Annotated in this window: 15 protein-coding genes; 10 read left to right on the plus strand and 5 right to left on the minus strand. The window is 69.9% G+C overall.

All coding sequences use genetic code 11. From position 1 onward, the window contains the following. Positions 1-177: 177 nt before the first annotated feature. Positions 178-1,224: a cation diffusion facilitator family transporter gene (locus tag MMF94_RS16535; RefSeq protein WP_241037619.1), complete on the plus strand. Its 1,047-nt coding sequence runs from the start codon at positions 178-180 to the stop codon at positions 1,222-1,224. 227 nt (positions 1,225-1,451) lie between these two features. Next, positions 1,452-1,904 (plus strand): hypothetical protein, encoded by a 453-nt coding sequence (locus tag MMF94_RS16540; protein ID WP_241037621.1) that lies wholly within the window; start codon positions 1,452-1,454, stop codon positions 1,902-1,904. 83 nt (positions 1,905-1,987) lie between these two features. On the opposite strand, the gene MMF94_RS16545 is transcribed toward MMF94_RS16540, so the two are convergent. Together MMF94_RS16545 and gltB are read right to left on the minus strand one after the other, a co-directional pair. Beyond that, positions 1,988-3,442: a glutamate synthase subunit beta gene (locus MMF94_RS16545; RefSeq protein WP_241037623.1), complete on the minus strand. Its 1,455-nt coding sequence runs from the start codon at positions 3,440-3,442 to the stop codon at positions 1,988-1,990. After that, complete coding sequence (gene gltB / locus MMF94_RS16550) at positions 3,435-8,000, minus strand: glutamate synthase large subunit (RefSeq protein ID WP_241037625.1); 4,566 nt, start codon at positions 7,998-8,000, stop codon at positions 3,435-3,437. The genes MMF94_RS16545 and gltB overlap by 8 nt, the downstream gene beginning before the upstream one ends. A gap of 417 nt (positions 8,001-8,417) precedes the next feature. On the opposite strand from gltB, the gene MMF94_RS16555 reads away from it, so the two are divergent. Next, on the plus strand, positions 8,418-9,164 hold the full coding sequence (locus MMF94_RS16555) for a (2Fe-2S)-binding protein (RefSeq protein ID WP_241037626.1): 747 nt from the start codon (positions 8,418-8,420) through the stop codon (positions 9,162-9,164). 13 nt (positions 9,165-9,177) lie between these two features. On the opposite strand, the gene MMF94_RS16560 is transcribed toward MMF94_RS16555, so the two are convergent. The 3 genes from MMF94_RS16560 to MMF94_RS16570 are packed head-to-tail and all read right to left on the minus strand — an operon-like array spanning position 9,178 to position 10,738. Further along, the gene (locus tag MMF94_RS16560; protein ID WP_241037627.1) at positions 9,178-9,540 is read right to left on the minus strand and encodes an Asp23/Gls24 family envelope stress response protein; all 363 of its coding nucleotides are present in this window, start codon (positions 9,538-9,540) and stop codon (positions 9,178-9,180) included. Next, positions 9,537-10,133 (minus strand): Asp23/Gls24 family envelope stress response protein, encoded by a 597-nt coding sequence (locus tag MMF94_RS16565; RefSeq protein WP_241037872.1) that lies wholly within the window; start codon positions 10,131-10,133, stop codon positions 9,537-9,539. Before MMF94_RS16565 ends, MMF94_RS16560 begins: the two co-directional genes overlap by 4 nt. Further along, a complete protein-coding gene (locus MMF94_RS16570) occupies positions 10,130-10,738 on the minus strand; it encodes an RNA polymerase sigma factor (protein WP_241037629.1) in 609 nt (202 codons plus the stop codon). The genes MMF94_RS16565 and MMF94_RS16570 overlap by 4 nt, the downstream gene beginning before the upstream one ends. 29 nt (positions 10,739-10,767) lie before the next feature. Between MMF94_RS16570 and MMF94_RS16575 the strand changes: the two genes are divergently transcribed. From MMF94_RS16575 to MMF94_RS16605, 7 genes are all read left to right on the plus strand, one after another. Continuing rightward, on the plus strand, positions 10,768-11,085 hold the full coding sequence (locus MMF94_RS16575) for a hypothetical protein (RefSeq protein WP_241037630.1): 318 nt from the start codon (positions 10,768-10,770) through the stop codon (positions 11,083-11,085). Between the two features lie 190 nt (positions 11,086-11,275). Next, entirely contained in the window at positions 11,276-12,766 is a 1,491-nt protein-coding gene (tig, locus tag MMF94_RS16580) for a trigger factor (protein WP_241037632.1), read from the plus strand. Positions 12,767-12,942: 176 nt separating this feature from the next. Further along, positions 12,943-13,551 carry an ATP-dependent Clp protease proteolytic subunit gene (locus MMF94_RS16585; RefSeq protein ID WP_241037873.1) on the plus strand — a complete coding sequence of 203 codons (609 nt, stop codon included), beginning with the start codon at positions 12,943-12,945 and terminating at the stop codon, positions 13,549-13,551. Continuing rightward, entirely contained in the window at positions 13,548-14,198 is a 651-nt protein-coding gene (locus tag MMF94_RS16590) for an ATP-dependent Clp protease proteolytic subunit (protein ID WP_379659380.1), read from the plus strand. Before MMF94_RS16585 ends, MMF94_RS16590 begins: the two co-directional genes overlap by 4 nt. A gap of 194 nt (positions 14,199-14,392) precedes the next feature. Next, on the plus strand, positions 14,393-15,673 hold the full coding sequence (gene clpX, locus MMF94_RS16595) for an ATP-dependent Clp protease ATP-binding subunit ClpX (RefSeq protein ID WP_241037876.1): 1,281 nt from the start codon (positions 14,393-14,395) through the stop codon (positions 15,671-15,673). A 198-nt stretch (positions 15,674-15,871) separates the two neighbouring features. Continuing rightward, positions 15,872-17,251, plus strand: a complete 1,380-nt coding sequence (locus MMF94_RS16600) for an OFA family MFS transporter (protein WP_241037635.1) — start codon at positions 15,872-15,874, stop codon at positions 17,249-17,251. Next, complete coding sequence (locus MMF94_RS16605) at positions 17,248-17,418, plus strand: MFS transporter small subunit (RefSeq protein ID WP_241037887.1); 171 nt, start codon at positions 17,248-17,250, stop codon at positions 17,416-17,418. Before MMF94_RS16600 ends, MMF94_RS16605 begins: the two co-directional genes overlap by 4 nt. Positions 17,419-17,455 lie beyond the last annotated feature (37 nt).

Raw genomic sequence — 17,455 nt, forward strand, 5'->3', positions numbered from 1 at the left:
AATCCTCGCCCGCCGGTACAGGGGTGCGTCTCGGGCAGGCCGAAGACGCTCGTGCGGATGTGGTTCCGTGGCGCAGGGCAGCGCCGCGGCTACCCCCCGCACGCGCCGGGTCGACCGGTCCGATCCAGGTGGCACGGGCGGTGGGCACCGGTCCGTGCAGGCGCTTAGCCTCGGCCCGTGCAGGAGGAGAAGGCGCAGGGAACCCCCGAGGCGAATCCGCGGGAGGGCGGGGGCGAGAGCACCCTCACCGTCCTGGTCGCCACGGCTGTCAACGCCCTGATCGCGGTGCTGAAGTTCGTGGCAGGGCTGCTCACCGGGTCGGCGGCGATGCTCGCCGAGGCGGCGCACAGCGTCGCCGACACCAGCACCGAGCTACTCCTACTCACGGCGCTACGCCAGTCGACCCGGCGCCCGGACCGGCGCCACCCCTTCGGCTACGGGAAGGCCCGGTTCTTCTGGGCGCTGATCGCCGCCGTGTGCATCTTCGTCTCCGGTGCCGTGTTCGCGTTCATCGAGGGTATCCGGGCGATGCTCGGCAGCGACGCCGAGCAGACCCTGGCGTGGGTGGCCTACGCCGTGCTCGGCGGGTCGTTCGTGCTCGAGGGCATCTCGTGGTTGCAAGCGGCGCGCCAGGTACGCAACGAGTCCGCGAGCGAGGGGGTCTCGTTCCGTACGTGGCTGCGCACCACTGACGACCCGACGGTGAAGAGCGTGTTCTTCGAGGACACCGCGGCGCTCATCGGCCTCCTGCTCGCCTTCGGCGGCGTGGGGCTGCACCAGGTTACCGGCTCGGGATTCTGGGACGGGCTGGCCTCCGTGCTCATCGGCTTGCTGCTCACCGGCGTGGCCTACATCCTGGGACGGACGAACGCGGGGCTCCTCATCGGGCGCCAGGCGAACCAGCGCACCCTCTACGCGATGCGTGACGCGCTCGCCGCCCGGCCCGAGGTCGACCAGGTCGTCGACCTGCTCACGATGACCGTGGGCACCGACCAGGTGCTGCTCTGCGCGCGGCTGGACTTCGACGACCGGCTGGACGTGGCGTCGCTGGAGCGGGCGTGCGTGGAGATCGACGCCGACCTGCACGCCCGCTTCCCGGACCTGGAGGACGTCTTCCTCGAGCCCGTGCCACGGGCCGACCCGACGATGCGCAGGCGGGTGCTCGACCGTTACGGCGGGGCGGGAGCGCAGCGCTTGCGGGACGGGCTGAATGCCGCGGACTGAGGGTGCGGGTGGGCCGGTCCGGCGGCGGCGCCGTGAATGGTCCAGGAATCGCTGAAACAGTTTCAGGATTCGTCGTCTTCTCGTTTACCTGAGGGGTCTGTCTCGGCACCGTCGCGGTGCGGCTCGGAATGGGGGCTGGCCCCCATTCGGGTCGGGGGGTGCACCGGCCGGATTCTTCCTGTGTGGCGGCGAACACTTGGCACCACGTCAAACGCCAGGAGGCCACCGTGACCGCTGCACCCGCATCAACCAGCCACGATGCCACCGCCGTTCCTCGTGCGGTCCGGCTCTCGGTCGTGATCTGGCTCGCCGCCATCGCCATGGGAGCCGCCGAGGCGCTGGTCTGGCTCCTGCTTCCGGGACCACCCACGCCTACCGAACTCGCGGTCCGTTTCGCGATCTACACGGCCTTGGTCGTGCTCGTCCTGTCGCTGCACACGGGCCGCAACGCCGTCCGCTGGACGGTAGCCGTGCTACTCGGCGGGGTAGGCACGCTCTCGCTGGTCGTCGAACCGGTGGACTGGCTGCTGGCCGGCGGGTCACCTGCGGCGTTCCTCGCCACGGCCGACGGCCCGAGCCTGGTGATCACCGCACTACGGACGCTGCACATCGCGGCGGTGGCCGTGGCGCTGACGCTGCTGTTCCGCCCAAGCGCGACGCGGTATTTCCGGCGCCGCTGAGCGGCGCATCCGCGTCCGGAAACGGACGAACGGCACTCCCGCCCGATAAGTTCGGGCAAGAGTGCCGTTCGTTCGTTGGTGGGTCAGGCGATCGGACGGTCGGTCGGCGCGATCGGGCGGGGGAGGACGTTCCGGTCGGTGAGGTACGCGTCGACCCCGGCCGCAGCGGCCCGGCCCTCCGCGATCGCCCACACGATGAGCGACTGGCCGCGGCCCATGTCACCCGCCGAGAAGACGCCCTCCACGCTGGTCATGAAGTCGCTGTCGCGCGCGACATTGCCGCGCTCGTCGAGCTCGACCCCCAGGTCGGAGAGCAGCTTGCCCTTCTCCGGCCCGACGAAGCCCATGGCCAGCAGCACGAGCTCGCACGGCAGCTCCCGCTCGGTGCCCGGGATCGGGACGAACCGCCCGGTCTCGTCGCGGCTGACCTCGACCAGGCACAGCGCCCTGAGCCTGCCCTCGTCGTCGGCGAGGAACTCGGTGGTGTTCACCGAGTACAGCCGATCACCGCCCTCCTCGTGGGCCGAGGAGACGCGGTAGACCATCGGATAGGTCGGCCACGGCATGGAGTCGGTGCGGCGCTCCGGAGGTGTGGGCAGGATCTCCAGCTGCGTGACCGACAGCGCGCCCTGGCGGTGGGACGTGCCGAGGCAGTCGGCGCCGGTGTCGCCACCGCCGATGATCACGACGTTCTTGCCCGCCGCGGTGATCGGCGGGGCGTCGATGTCGCCCTGCTGCACGTGGTTGGCCCACGGCAGGAACTCCATCGCCTGGTAGACGCCCTCGACCTCGCGTCCCGGCACCGGGATGTCACGCCATGCCGTGGCTCCACCGGCGAGCACCACCGCGTCGAACTCCGACCGGAGCTCCTCCACCGTGACGTCCACGCCGACGTCGACCGACGCGCGGAACTCGGTGCCCTCCGCGCGCATCTGGTCGAGCCGCCGGTCGAGCCGGTGCTTCTCCATCTTGAACTCGGGGATCCCGTAGCGCAGCAGCCCACCGATGCGGTCGGCCCGCTCGAAGACCACGACGTCGTGCCCGACGCGGGAGAGCTGTTGTGCGGCGGCCAGCCCCGCCGGCCCGGAACCGACGACGGCCACCCGCCGTCCGGTCCGCGTCTCGGGAACCTGCGGGGTCACCCACCCCTCGCGCCAGGCGTGGTCGATGATCTGCAGCTCGATCTGCTTGATCGTGACCGCGTCGCTGTTGATCGCCAGCACGCAGGCGGTCTCACACGGCGCCGGGCACAACGTGCCCGTGAACTCGGGGAAGTTGTTCGTGGCGTGCAGCCGCTCGACGGCCTCACGCCAGTCACTGCGGTAGACGAGGTTGTTCCACTCCGGGATGAGGTTGCCCAGCGGACAGCCCTGGTGACAGAACGGGATGCCGCAGTCCATGCAGCGGCTGGCCTGCCGCTCCAGGTGAACGTCGGGGAACTCCTCGTAGACCTCTCGCCAGTCCATGAGCCGCAGGTCCACCGGCCGGCGGTGCGGGGTCTCCCGGGGGACCTTGAGGAAGCCCTTCGGGTCAGCCATGTGCGGCCTCCATGATTGCTTCGTTCACGTCGCGACCGTCGCGCTCGGCCGCCTCGCGGGCCTGCAGCACCCGCTTGTAGTCCTTCGGCATGACCTTGCCGAAGCGCTCGACAGCGATGTCCCAGTCGGTGAGCAGCGCCCGGGCCACGGCCGAGCCGGTCTCGGCGTGGTGGCGCTCGACGGCGGTGCGCAGGAACGCACGGTCGTCGTCGCCGAGCGGGTCGAGGTCGACCATCTCCGGGTTGACGCGGTTGGCCAGGAGGTTGTCGCGTGCAGCCAGGTCGAGTACGTAGGCGACCCCGCCGGACATGCCTGCGGCGAAGTTGCGTCCGATCCTGCCCAGCACGACGACGTGGCCGCCGGTCATGTACTCGCAGCCGTGGTCGCCCACGCCCTCGACGACGGCCAGCGCGCCCGAGTTGCGCACGCAGAACCGCTCGCCGACGACACCGCGGATGAACATCTCACCGGACGTCGCCCCGTAGCCGATGACGTTGCCTGCGATGATGTTCTCCTCGGCGGCGAACGGCGCCGCGGGGTCGGGCCGCAGCGTGAGCCGCCCGCCCGAGAGCCCCTTGCCGAAGTAGTCGTTGGTGTCGCCGACCAGGCGCAGGGTGATGCCCTTCGGGACGAACGCGCCGAAGCTCTGACCGGCCGAACCGTTGAGCGTGACGTCGATCGTGTTGTCGGGCAGGCCCTCGCCACCCCACCGCCGGGTGAGCTCGTAGCCGAGCATCGTGCCGACGGTGCGGTTGACGTTGCGCACCGGCAGGTCCAGGTGGACCTTGTCGCCCAGCGTCAGTGCGCCCTCGCACAGCTGGATCAGCGTGTTGTCCAGCGCCTTGTCGAGACCGTGGTCCTGGCCCTGCGTGCGGTGACGGGAGGCGTCGGCAGGCAGCTCCGGCGTGTAGAACACCGGCGACAGGTCGAGACCCTCGGTCTTCCAGTGCCGCACGGCCTCGTCGGTGTCGAGCACCTCCGCGTGCCCGACGGCCTCGGCGACCGACCGGAAGCCCAGCGAAGCCAGGTGCTCACGCACCTCCTGCGCGATGAAGCGCATGAAGTTGACCACGTACTCCGGGCGCCCGTCGAAGCGTTTGCGCAGCTCAGGGTTCTGCGTGGCGACGCCGACCGGACAGGTGTCGAGGTGACAGACGCGCATCATGATGCAGCCCGACACCACCAGCGGCGCGGTGGCGAAGCCGTACTCCTCGGCACCGAGAAGCGCGGCGATGACGACGTCGCGGCCGGTCTTGAGCTGCCCGTCGGTCTGCACCACGATCCGGTCGCGCAGCCCGTTGGCCAGCAGCGTCTGCTGGGTCTCGGCGAGGCCGAGCTCCCAGGGGCCGCCCGCATGCTTGATCGAGGACAGCGGCGAGGCCCCGGTGCCGCCGTCGTGCCCGGAGATGAGCACGACGTCGGAGTAGGCCTTGGCCACGCCCGCCGCGACCGTGCCGACGCCGACCTGGCTGACCAGCTTCACGTGGATGCGGGCCCGCGGGTTGGCGTTCTTCAGGTCGTGGATGAGCTGCTTGATGTCCTCGATCGAGTAGATGTCGTGGTGCGGAGGCGGTGAGATCAGCCCGACGCCGGGCGTGGAGTACCGCGTCTCCGCGATCCACGGGTAGACCTTGCCGCCGGGCAGCTGACCGCCCTCGCCAGGCTTGGCGCCCTGCGAGATCTTGATCTGGATGTCGTCGGCATTGACCAGGTACTCGCTGGTCACGCCGAAGCGGCCGGATGCCACCTGCTTCACGGCGCTGCGCCTGCTGTCGCCGTTGGCATCAGGGGTGTACCGCTCGGGGTTCTCGCCGCCCTCCCCGGTGTTCGAGCGGCCGCCGAGGCGGTTCATCGCGATCGCGAGCGTCTCGTGCATCTCCTGCGAGATCGATCCGTAGGAGATGGCGCCCGTGCCGAACCGCTTGACGATCTCCTCCACCGGCTCGACCTCGTCGATCGGCACCGGCGGACGCAGCCCCTCCTTGAACCGGAAGAGCCCGCGCAGGGTCATGAGCCTGGCCGCCTGGTCGTCGACCTGGCGGGTGTAGTCCTTGAAGATCTCGTAGCGGCCCGACCGCGTGGAGTGCTGCAGCTTGAACACCGTCTGCGGGTTGAACAGGTGCAGCTCGCCTTCGCGGCGCCACTGGTACTCGCCGCCGGTCTCCAGCGACTTGTGCTGCCGGCGCACCCCGTCGGCGGGAAAGGCGCGGCGATGGTGCTGGAGGACCTCATGGGCCAGCACATCGAAGCCGACCCCGCCCAGCCGCGACGTGGTGCCGCGGAAACAGGCGTCGATGACCTCCTCGCCCAACCCGACGGCCTCGAAGATCTGCGCGCCGGTGTAGGACGCCACGGTGGAGACGCCCATCTTCGACATGGTCTTGCGCACGCCCTTGCCCAGCGCCTTGACCAGGTTCTTCGCGGCGGTCGGGCCGTCGACGCCGGGGATGTCGCCGCGCTCGGCGAGATCCTCGGCAGTGGCCATCGCCAGGTAGGGGTTGACCGCCGCCGCGCCGTAGCCGAGCAGCAGCGCGATGTGGTGGACCTCGCGGGCGTCGCCGGACTCGACGATCAGGCCCACCATCGTGCGGGTGCGCTCCCGGACGAGGTGGTGGTGGACCGCGCCCGTGAGCAGCAGCGACGGGATCGGTGCGTGCTCCGCGTCGACCCCTCGGCTCGACAGCACGATGAGCCGGGCGCCGCCCGCAATGGCCTCGGACACCTCGGCCCTGATCTCGTCGAGCCGTGTGCGCAGCCCCTTCCCGCCGTCCGCGGCGCGGAACAGACCCCGCACCGTGTACGACGCGAAGCCAGGGAACTCACCGTCGTCGTTGATGTGGATGATCTTGGCGAGGTCGTCGTTGCCGAGCACCGGGAACGGCAGCACCACGGTGCGGCAGCTGGCCGGGCTCGCCTCGAGGAGGTTCTGCTCCGGCCCGAGCAGCGACCGCAGCGAGGTGACGAGCTCTTCGCGGATCGCGTCCAACGGCGGGTTCGTGACCTGCGCGAACAGCTGAGTGAAGTAGTCGTACAGCTGCCGCGACCGCTCCGAGAACGGGGCGAGCGGAGCGTCGTTGCCCATCGAGCCGATCGGCTCGGCGCCCGCGCTCGCCATCGGCTTGAGGAGGATGTTGAGCTCCTCCTCGGTGTAGCCGAAGGCCAGCTGGCGGTGGGTCAGGGCCGCGTGGGTGGGCACCTCACGCTCGCGCGGGGGGAGCTCCTCGAGCGGGATCACCCCGGCGTGCAGCCAGTCGGCGTAGGGGTGCTCGGCCGACAGCGCGCCCTTGATCTCGGCGTCGTCGACGATGCGGCCCGCTTCGGTGTCGACGAGGAACATGCGACCGGGCTCCAGCCGGCCCTTGCGCACCACGGCGGACGGCTCGACGTCGAGCACCCCGACCTCGGAGGCGAGCACGACCGTGCCGTCCTCGTTGACCCAGTAGCGGGCAGGCCGCAGCCCGTTGCGGTCGAGCACCGCACCGATCTGCGTGCCGTCGGTGAACACGACGAGCGCAGGCCCGTCCCACGGCTCCATGAGCGTGGAGTGGAACTCGTAGAAGGCCCGGCGGGCCGGGTCCATCTCCTCGTGGTTCTCCCATGCCTCCGGGATCATCATCAGCACCGCGTGCGGCAGGCTGCGCCCGCCGAGGTGCAGCAGTTCCAGCACCTCGTCGAACGTGGCCGAGTCGCTCGCGTCCGGAGTGACGATCGGGGAGAGGCGCTCGAGGTCGCCCGGGATGAGGTCGGATTTCAGCAGCGCCTCGCGCGCGGCCATCCAGTTGCGGTTGCCACGCAGCGTGTTGATCTCGCCGTTGTGCGCCACGTACCGGTACGGGTGCGCCAGCGGCCAAGCGGGGAACGTGTTGGTGGAGAACCGTGAGTGGACGACCGCCAGAGCGCTCGTGACACGCTCGTCGGACAGGTCCGGGTAGAACGCCTCGACCTGCGGCTCGGTGAGCATGCCCTTGTAGACGATGGTGCGCGGCGACAGGCTGGGGAAGTAGGTGCCCGTCTCGTGCGAGACCCGCTTGCGCAGGCAGAAGGAGCGCCGTTCCAGCGCGATCCCGGTGGGAGCATCCGGGAGGTCCTCGACGCCGGCGACGAACAGCTGACGGAAACTCGGCATGGCGGCGCGGGCGCTGGGGCCGATATCGGCCGCATCGGGTTTGACGGGCAGGTCGCGCCAGCCGAGAACCCGCAGGTTCTCCTCGGCGGCCAGGCGCTCGATCTCCAGGACTGCGGCATCGGCCTTCTCGGCGTTCGCCGGCAGGAAGGCAGTGCCCACTGCATAGGCGCCCGCCGGGGGGAGCTCGAAGTCGACGACGGCACGGAGGAACTCATCCGGTACCTGGAGGAGAATGCCCGCGCCGTCTCCGGTGTTCACTTCGGCGCCTCGGGCACCGCGATGCTCCATCCGCAGCAGCGCGGTGAGTGCTTTTCGGACGATGGCGTGGTCGCGGCGACCGGCGAGGTCTGCGACCATGGCGACGCCACAGGCGTCGTGCTCGAACTCGGGGGCGTAGAGCCCCTTCGAGGTACCCGCTGGGTTCTCAGCCATGAGTGCCTCCTGTCGTCTCGGTGCGCACCCCGACACTTCGCATCGGGACGACGTGGTGTAGGAACGTCAAAGTAACGGACCGGTTCGGTCCTACGCCTGTTGTGGCGGGGACCGGATTGCGGCGCAGTGCGGTGACCCCGGTTGTCCCCCGGAGCCGACCTGACGGCCGTACGCCATCGTGAGGCGTTGGCCGGCTCTTGCGCGCGCGTGCGAGCGCACACGTCAGCGGGTGCGGGATCGCCGGACATAATGTCGCATGTCAATACCGCTATTCGCCAGTAAGAGCAGTAGTGACCACGATGACCAACGCGACGTGCTTCGTTTCGGCCAGGTAGCAGGTATTGTGTACGGTTCGTTAACGAGCGGTGGTCGCCCCAGCACGCTGAGATGAGGCGCCGGGCGATGAGGGGCCGGACGATGATGAATGCTCGGGCGGTCCTGGCCGACGTCTCCCGGCTCGGTCCGTTCTTCGCGGTCACCACCGGTTCCGCCGGGGTCCCCGACGCCGGCTGGCGCCCGATGCTCGACCTCCGGACCGATCCTGCCCCGCTGCGCGACCGGATCGCGCACGTGCGCGGTGTCCTCGGCGGTCCGGACGGGCAGGACGTGGACGACAGGGTCGCCGCCTCCATCGCGTTCCAAGGCATCGCCGCGCTCGTGGTGTCGGCACCGTTCGCCGCCGCAGTCCTGCACGGGGTGCTGCCGCAGCTGACTCCGCGGGCCCTGCACTGGCGCGCGACGGAGAGCGGGCCGTGGCCGCTGTGGTGTCCCGAGCCCGACGCGGTTCCCGTGCCGGACGTCACCTCGGCGGCCGTTGCGCTCGCCACAGCGCTGCTCGACGAGCATCTCGGACCGCTCGTCACCGCCGTGCGGGCTCAGGTGACGGTGGCCGAGCGGGTGCTGTGGGGAAACGCCGCCTCGGCGGTGGCGAGCGCGAAGCGGCTCGTGGTGGCACAGCGCCCCGAGGCGGTCGATCGCGCCGCAGCGGTGGCGCAGCGGCTCCTCGCCGCCGGACGGTTCGCGGGCACCGGAGATCTGCTCCCGCCTGTGGATCCCGACCGCCTCTGGTCGTTCCGGCGGCGCAGCTGCTGTCTGTACTACCGCGTGCCGGGCGGAGGCTTGTGCGGCGACTGCGTGTTGCAGGCCAGGGAACAACGCGTGTGACGACCCGGCAGGCTCAGTCGAGCAGAACCTCGGCCACCGTCACCCGCACCACGACGTCCAGCCCGGTGTAGGCGGCCACCTCGGCGGCCACCTCGCGCTGCACCGCCACGGCGAGGTCGCGGCAGTTGTGCCCGAGCCGCGTCACGATGGTGATCGACACTTCGGCGGACCGGCCGTGGACCGTGGCGCTCACGCCCTGCGCCGGGGGCCGGGAGCGGTCCTGCCCGAGCACGGTGCCTGCGATCCCGATGAGTGCCTGGGCCAGGTCCGGGCGCAGCGTGACGACGCCGGGCACCAGCCGGGCCCGGTGGGCCGCCACCCGCGCGACGACGGCGTCGCCGACGTGCAGGCGTACCGGTGGGTCGGGTTCGGTCATGTCGTGCCCTCCCCGAACAGGTCCACGACGTCGATGTCCACCCGCCGCACGGGAACCCCGAGCGCCTGCTCACCTGCCGCGATCACCATCTGGCGCACCCGCGCCGTGACCGACGCCAGGTCCACCCCGAAGCGGGCCGTCACGGTGATGGCGACGTCGGCGGCGTGCGGAGCCCCGCCCGCCGCGTCGGCCCCGGCGGGCTGCTCGATCCGGCAGCTGCGCGCCCGCAGCCCGTCCATCCGGTCGACGACGTGACGCAGCACGGCCGCTGCCGCCGGCCGGCTCAGCCGCGCCGGTCCATGCGGGGAGGACAGGGTCAGCACGTCATGAGGGCGCAGCTCGGTGAGGACGGCGGCCATCACACGATCCATCATGGAAGGAGGCGGCTCCAGCTCCTGCGACGCCATGCGGTGCACCACAGCGTCCAGGCCCCGCGCGTCGGCGAAGGCCGCGTCGCAGTGCGGGCAGTCGCGCTCGTGCGCGTCGGGCGCTGTCCCGGCCGCCGCGCGGTCCCACACCAGAGCAGCGTCGCGCCCGCACGCCAGCCGCGGGTCGGGCCCGTCGGGACCCTCCGCAGGCGAGCCCGCGTTCATCGCCACGGTCGCATCACCTCCGCCAGCTGCACCCGCGCGCGATGGATCCGGCCGCGAACCGCATCCTCGCTCGCCCCGGTGATGTGCGCGATGTCGGTGTACCCCAGCCCCTCCAGCTCGCGCAGCACCCAGCAGACCCTCAGTTCGTCGCGCAGGCCCGCCACGGCCTGCCCGAGCGCGACCATGCCGGCGTCGAGCTCGGCAGTGCGCTCCGGCGAGTCGGCGACGGCGGCCGCGTCGTCCATGCGGTCGACGGGCACCGGGCGCCTGTTGCGCAGCATCGCCATGCACCGGTTCGTGACCACCCGGTACATCCACGTGGAGAACGCCGACTCGGCACGGAACGCCCCGATCCGCCGCCACGCGTCGAGCAGCGCCTCCTGCAAGGCGTCCTCGGCCTCACCGCGGTCGCCGAGCACCCGCACCGCGACCCGGTAGAGGGCGGCCTGGTGGCGCCGGGCGAGCACCTCGAACGACCGTGCGTCGCCCTCCTGGGCGCGCACCACGAGCGTCTGCTCGTCGAGCTCGGCCGGCCGCTGGTCCGGGCGCGCGGCGGACGCGTCGGGCGGGGGCGGCGGCTCCGCCCACCCCCGGGTCGCTGCCACCACGGACACGGTAGCCGTACCCTGCTGCGATGTCCGTCCCCGGCCGCGCGGCCGAACTCGCCGCCGCCGTGCTCGCCCATCCCGGGGTCGAGAGCCTCGACGGCGGCCCGTTCGGCACGGTCGCGTCCTACTTCGTCGGCGAGCGGGTGGTCGGCGTACGGATCGGCGCCGGGGGTGAACCCGTCGAGCTGGCCGTCGTCGCGCGGCTCGGCGTTCCGGCGACGCCGGCGACGTCACTGCCCCGGCTGGCCGAGGAACTGGGGGCCGTCGTCCGCGGGTTGCTGGGCCCCGTCGCCGTGGAAATCACGTTCTCCGACGTCGTGACCGCCCCATCGACCGGCTCCTGACCGTCGCGGCGGTGAGCCTGCGGTGGCCCGGCGCGGTACGTCACTCCGTCTCGCCTAGACTCGCGGGAACGACCGGCCGCGCGTCCCTCCGGCGCCGCGACCGGGTACGCCTGAGGACCCACCTCGCCTGCGGCCCGCACCGTCCGCGTCGTGTGTCCCGACACTGCCCAGCACCGAGGAGTACCCCACCGTGAAGAGCACCGTCGAGCGGCTGAGCCCGACGCGGGTCCGGATCAACGTCGAGGTGCCGTTCGACGAGCTCAAGCCGGACTTCGACCGCGCCTACAAGAAGATCGCTCAGCAGGTCCGGGTGCCCGGTTTCCGCCCCGGCAAGGTGCCGGCCCGCATCATCGAGGCCCGCCTGGGCCGTGGAGTGGTGCTCGAAGAGGTCGTGAACGGCGCCGTCCCCGCCAAGTACAGCGAGGCCGTCACCGGCGCCGAGCAGGTCACGCCGATCGGCCGCCCGGACATCGAGGTCACCGAGATCGCCGACGGCGACAAGCTGGCGTTCACCGCCGAGGTCGACGTCCGGCCGGAGATCACGCTGCCCGACCTCGACTCGATCACCGTGTCCGTCGACGACGTCGAGGTCAGCGACGCCGACGTCGACGAGCAGCTGCAGAACCTGCGGGCCCGCTTCGGCACGCTCACCGGCGTGGAGCGCCCGGCGGCGAAGGACGACTTCGTCCTCATCGACCTGTCGGCCACCGTCGACGGCGAGCCCGTCGAGGAGGCCACCACCACCGGGTTCTCCTACCAGGTGGGCCAGGGCGGCCTCATCGACGGGATCGACGAGGCGATCGAGGGCCTGTCGGCCGATGAGTCGGCCACCTTCACCTCGAAGCTGGTCGCAGGCGAGTACGCCGACAAGGACGCCGAGGTCACCGTCAAGGTCACCGGGGTCAAGGAGCGCCAGCTCCCCGACGCCGACGACGAGTTCGCCCAGCTCGCCAGCGAGTTCGACACGCTCGACGAGCTCACCGCCGACCTACGGGAGCGGCTCGGCCGGGTGCGGCGGATGGAGCAGGTCACCCAGGCCCGCGACAAGGTGCTCGACGCGCTGGTGGACGCCACCGAGGTGCCGCTGCCGGAGTCCGTGGTCGCCGCGGAGGTCGAGTCCCGCGTGCACGACGCCGTCCACGCCTTCGACCACGACGAGGAGCGCTTCGCGCAGTTCCTCGAGTCGCAGGGCAAGAACCGCGAGGAGTTCGACACCGAGGCCCGTGAGGAGGCGGAGAAGTCCGTCCGCACCCGTCTCGTGCTCGACGCGCTGGCCGATGTCGAGGAGGTCTCGGTCAACGACCAGGAGCTCACCGAGCGCATCGTGTACCAGGCCCAGCAGTACCAGATGGCGCCCGAGGAGTTCGTGCAGCGCATCCAGGAGGCCGGCCAGCTCGGTGCGATCTACTCCGACGTCCGCCGGAGCAAGGCGCTGATCCAGGCCGTCCGGGCTGCCACTGTCACCGACGCGTCCGGGCAGGCCGTCGACCTCTCCGACGTGCTCGGTGACGACGACGACCAGGCGCCCGAGGTGTCCGCCGACGAGAACGCCGCGGTCGAGGACACCACCGAGAGCCCCGCTGCGGAGGGGCCGGCCGACGAGACTCCTGCTGCCGAGGAGCCCGCTGCGGACACGGCCGCAAAGGGCGCTTCCGGGGACAAGGCGCCCTCCGGCTCCTGACCGGGGCCAGATCCGCCACGCCCACAGCGAACAACGTGGCCGTACGCGGCGGGCCACCCGCCCGTCCGCGTAGGGTCGAACCCGACCAAACACGCGAGCTGACCAGCAGAAGGCAGGGTGAAGTGAGCCCACAGGACACCGGCCCGCGTAGCGCGGACCGCACGTTCGGAGCGGAGATGCGACGGGGCACGCCCACGTCGATGACGTTGTCCGACTCGGTCTACGAGCGGCTCCTGCAGCAGCGGATCATCGTGCTCGGCCAGCAGGTCGACGACGACATCGCCAACCGGATCGCCGCGCAGATGCTGCTGCTGTCGGCCGAGGACCCCACGGCGGACATCTCGCTGTACATCAACTCGCCGGGTGGCTCGGTCACCGCGGGTATGGCCATCTTCGACACGATGGAGTTCATCGAGTGCGACGTGGCCACCTACGCGATGGGGCTGGCCGCCTCGATGGGGCAGTTCCTGCTGTCGGCCGGCACGCGGGGCAAGCGCTACGCGCTGCCGCACTGCCAGATCCTCATGCACCAGCCGTCGGCAGGTGTCGGAGGTACGGAGTCCGACATCGCCATCCAGGCCGAGCTGTTCCGCCGCCACAAGCGTGAGATGGCGGAGCTCATCGCCGGCCACACCGGCCAGACGGTCGAGAAGATCACCGCCGACTTCGACCGCGACCGGTGGTTCTCCGCGCACGAGGCGCTGGAGTACGGATTCGTCGACCACGTGATCTCGCGCGCCGGCGAGCTGCCGGACGCAGCCAGCCAGAACGGGAGCTCCAGGTGACCAGGTTCGAGATGCCGGGTGGCGGCGCCCCGTCACCGGCGCAGTCGCGGTACGTGCTGCCGTCGTTCGTCGAGCGCACCAGCTACGGGGTCAAGGAGTCGAACCCGTACAACAAGCTGTTCGAGGAGCGCATCATCTTCCTCGGCGTGCAGATCGACGACGCGTCTGCCAACGACGTGATGGCGCAGTTGCTGTGCCTGGAGTCGGCCGACCCCGACCGCGAGATCAGCATGTACATCAACTCGCCGGGTGGCTCGTTCACGTCGTTGATGGCCATCTACGACACGATGCAGTTCATCCGGCCCGACATTCAGACGGTCTGCCTGGGCCAGGCGGCTTCGGCCGCGGCCGTGCTGCTCGCCGCCGGCACTCCGGGGCGGCGGCTCGCGGTGCAGAACGCGCGCATCCTGATCCACCAGCCGGCCACCGAGGGTTTCTACGGCCAGGTGTCGGACCTGGAAATTCAGGCCGCGGAGATCACCCGCATGCGCCGGCTGCTCGAGACCACGCTGGCCAAGCACGCCGGCCGCACTCCCGAGCAGGTGCACGAGGACATCGAGCGGGACCGGATCCTCACGGCCGAGGAGGCCAAGGAGTACGGGATCGTCGACGAGATCATTCAGAGCCGCAAGCTGTCGGCTGTCTGACACGGACAGCCGAGCCAGGGTGGTGCGCCGGAGGCCGTTCTTCGACCCCCGGCGCCTACCGTCCGCCGACCCGTCCCCGAATCAGGGTGCCCTGATGCTCCCGCGGAGACGTGTTCGGCGGGTACCGTCACGAGGACACTCCTACCGGGCCCGCCGGACGGGGTAGCGCTAGATGGGATTTGGGGTCTGCACTCATGGCACGCATCGGCGACGGCGGTGACCTGCTCAAGTGCTCGTTCTGTGGGAAGAGCCAGAAACAGGTCAAGAAACTGATCGCCGGTCCTGGCGTCTACATCTGCGACGAGTGCATCGATCTCTGCAACGAGATCATCGAGGAAGAGCTGGCGGAGGCCGGCGAGGTGAAGCTCGACGAGCTCCCCAAGCCTGCTGAGATCCATGACTTCCTCGACCAGTACGTCGTCGGGCAGAGCCAGACGAAGCGCACGCTCTCAGTAGCGGTATACAACCACTACAAGCGCATCCAGGCGGGCGACAAGGGGCGCGGGGCCGACGGCGATGGCGTCGAGCTCTCGAAGTCCAACATCCTCATGCTCGGCCCCACAGGCTGTGGCAAGACGTATCTCGCACAGACGCTCGCGAAGCTGCTCAACGTGCCGTTCGCGATCGCCGACGCCACGGCGCTCACCGAGGCCGGGTACGTGGGCGAGGACGTCGAGAACATCCTCCTGAAGCTCATCCAGGCGGCTGACTACGACGTCAAGCGAGCCGAGACCGGCATCATCTACATCGATGAGGTCGACAAGATCGCCCGCAAGTCGGAGAACCCGTCGATTACGCGCGACGTCTCCGGCGAGGGCGTTCAGCAGGCGCTGCTGAAGATTCTCGAGGGCACCACCGCGAGCGTCCCGCCGCAGGGCGGCCGCAAGCATCCGCATCAGGAGTTCATCCAGATCGACACGACGAACGTGCTGTTCATCGTGGCGGGTGCCTTCGCGGGTCTCGAGAAGATCATCGGCGACCGGGTGGGTAGGCGCGGCCTGGGCTTCGGCGCGGAGATCCGCTCGAAGAGCGACCTGGAGTCCGCTGAGAGCTTCGGCGACACCATGCCGGAGGACCTCATCAAGTTCGGCCTGATCCCCGAGTTCATCGGCCGCCTGCCGGTGGTCGCCTCGGTCACCTCGCTGGACAAGGAAGCCCTGGTCAAGATCCTCACCGAGCCTCGTAACGCGCTGGTGAAGCAGTACCACAAGCTGTTCGAGATGGATGGCGTGGAACTGGAGTTCACCGCCGACGCGCTCGAGGCGGTGGCCGATCAGGCCATCCTGCGCGGCACCGGTGCTCGCGGCCTGCGGGCGATCATGGAAGAGGTGCTTCTGCCGGTGATGTACGACATCCCGAGCCGCGACGACGTGGCGAAGGTCGTGGTCACCGAACAGACGGTGCGGGAGAACGTGAACCCCACGATCGTGCCGCGGGTGCCCCCGCGTCGCGAGCGTCGCGAACGCTCCGCCTAACACTCAGGTCACGAAACGGAACCCGGCCCCGCACGTGGGGCCGGGTTTCGTTCTATATGTCCGATCTTGTGTCCGATTTGTCCTGTTAAACGCGTCAGCTCCCCGCTCACACGAGTTGCTTTGGCAACAAGATCCTCCTAGGTTCACGCGAACGTGTGCCGAGATCAAAGGCACGTGGGCGAAGGCAAGGGGACGGTCATGCCAGCTGGGTTCCTGCAACGGGAGCGAATCGTGGCTCCACCGACGTGGAGTCGGTGGCTCGTTCCGCCCGCGGCGCTGTCGATCCACCTGGCCATCGGGCAGGCCTACGCCTGGAGCGTGTTCAAGCCGCCGCTGGAGAACGGGCTCGGCATCTCCGGCGTCGAGAGCGCGCTGCCGTTCACGCTCGGCATCATCATGCTCGGAGTGTCGGCGGCCCTCTTCGGCACGAAGGTCGACGCCAACGGCCCGCGCTGGGCGATGGTCGTGTCGTCGGCATGCTTCGTCGCCGGATTCCTGATCTCGGCTCTGGGCCTGTACTTCTCGCAGTACTGGCTCGTGGTGGTCGGCTACGGATTCGTGGGCGGCATCGGACTCGGTATCGGCTACATCTCGCCGGTGTCCACCTTGATCAAATGGTTTCCCGACCGCCCCGGTCTCGCCACCGGTATCGCCATCATGGGTTTCGGTGGTGGCGCTCTCATCGCCTCGCCGCTCAGCAGCCAGCTGCTGAGCGCGTTCGGCGGATCCGGCTCCGACCCCGACGTCCACGGAATCGCGCTGACGTTCCTGACGATGGGCTTGATCTACGCGGTGTTCATGTCGGTCGGTTGGCTGCTGATCCGGGTGCCGGCCGATGACTGGAAGCCCATCGGATGGGACTCGTCCCAGGCGCGGCAGGGCACACTCATCACCCGCGCAAACGTCTCTGCGCGTAATGCGATCAAGACGCCGCAGTTCTGGCTGCTGTGGGTGGTGCTCTGCTTCAACGTCACGGCGGGTATCGGCATCCTCGAACGCGCCAACCCGATCTTCGTCGACTTCTTCGGCGACGCCGGGCCCGCCGCCACCATCGCGGCCGCAGCGGTCGGGTTCGTGTCCATCCTGTCGCTGGCCAACTCGCTGGGCCGCATCCTGTGGTCATCGCTGTCGGACTACCTGGGCCGCAAGAACATGTACCGGATCTACCTGGGCGTGGGCGCGCTGCTGTATCTCACGGTCACGCTGATGACGAACTCCAACAGGGTCGTGTTCCTGATCTGCGCGATTCTCATCCTGTCGTTCTACGGCGCGGGCTTCGCCACGGTGCCGGCGTATCTGCGCGACCTGTTCGGCACCTACCAGGTGGGTGCGATCCACGGGCGGCTGCTCACCGCGTGGTCCACGGCGGGCGTGCTGGGTCCGCTCATCGTGAACGCGATCGCGGACGCCCAGATCGGGGCGGGCGTGCAGGGGCCCGGTCGGTACACCACCGCGTTCATGATCATGATCGGGCTGCTGGTGATCGGGTTCATCTGCAACGAGCTGATCAGGCCCGTGAACGAGAAGTTCCACGAGCCGACCCTGGAGTCGGCGTCGAAGGCGGGAGCGCAGGCATGAGCACGGCCGGAGAGATGAGCGCTGCGGGGCAGGCGGTCGGCAAGCCGAGCGACGCGTGGAGCCCGCTGCAGTGGGTGATCGCGGTGGTCGCGTGGCTGTGGGTGCTGATTCCCCTCGGCTACGGGCTGTACCAGCTCGTGATCAAGATCCCGGCGCTGTTCGGCTGATCGTGGCGGCGGGCGCGCCGGGAGCCGATGCCATAGG

It is taken from the genome of Pseudonocardia alaniniphila, from assembly GCF_022524485.1.
Classification (GTDB): domain Bacteria; phylum Actinomycetota; class Actinomycetes; order Mycobacteriales; family Pseudonocardiaceae; genus Pseudonocardia; species Pseudonocardia alaniniphila.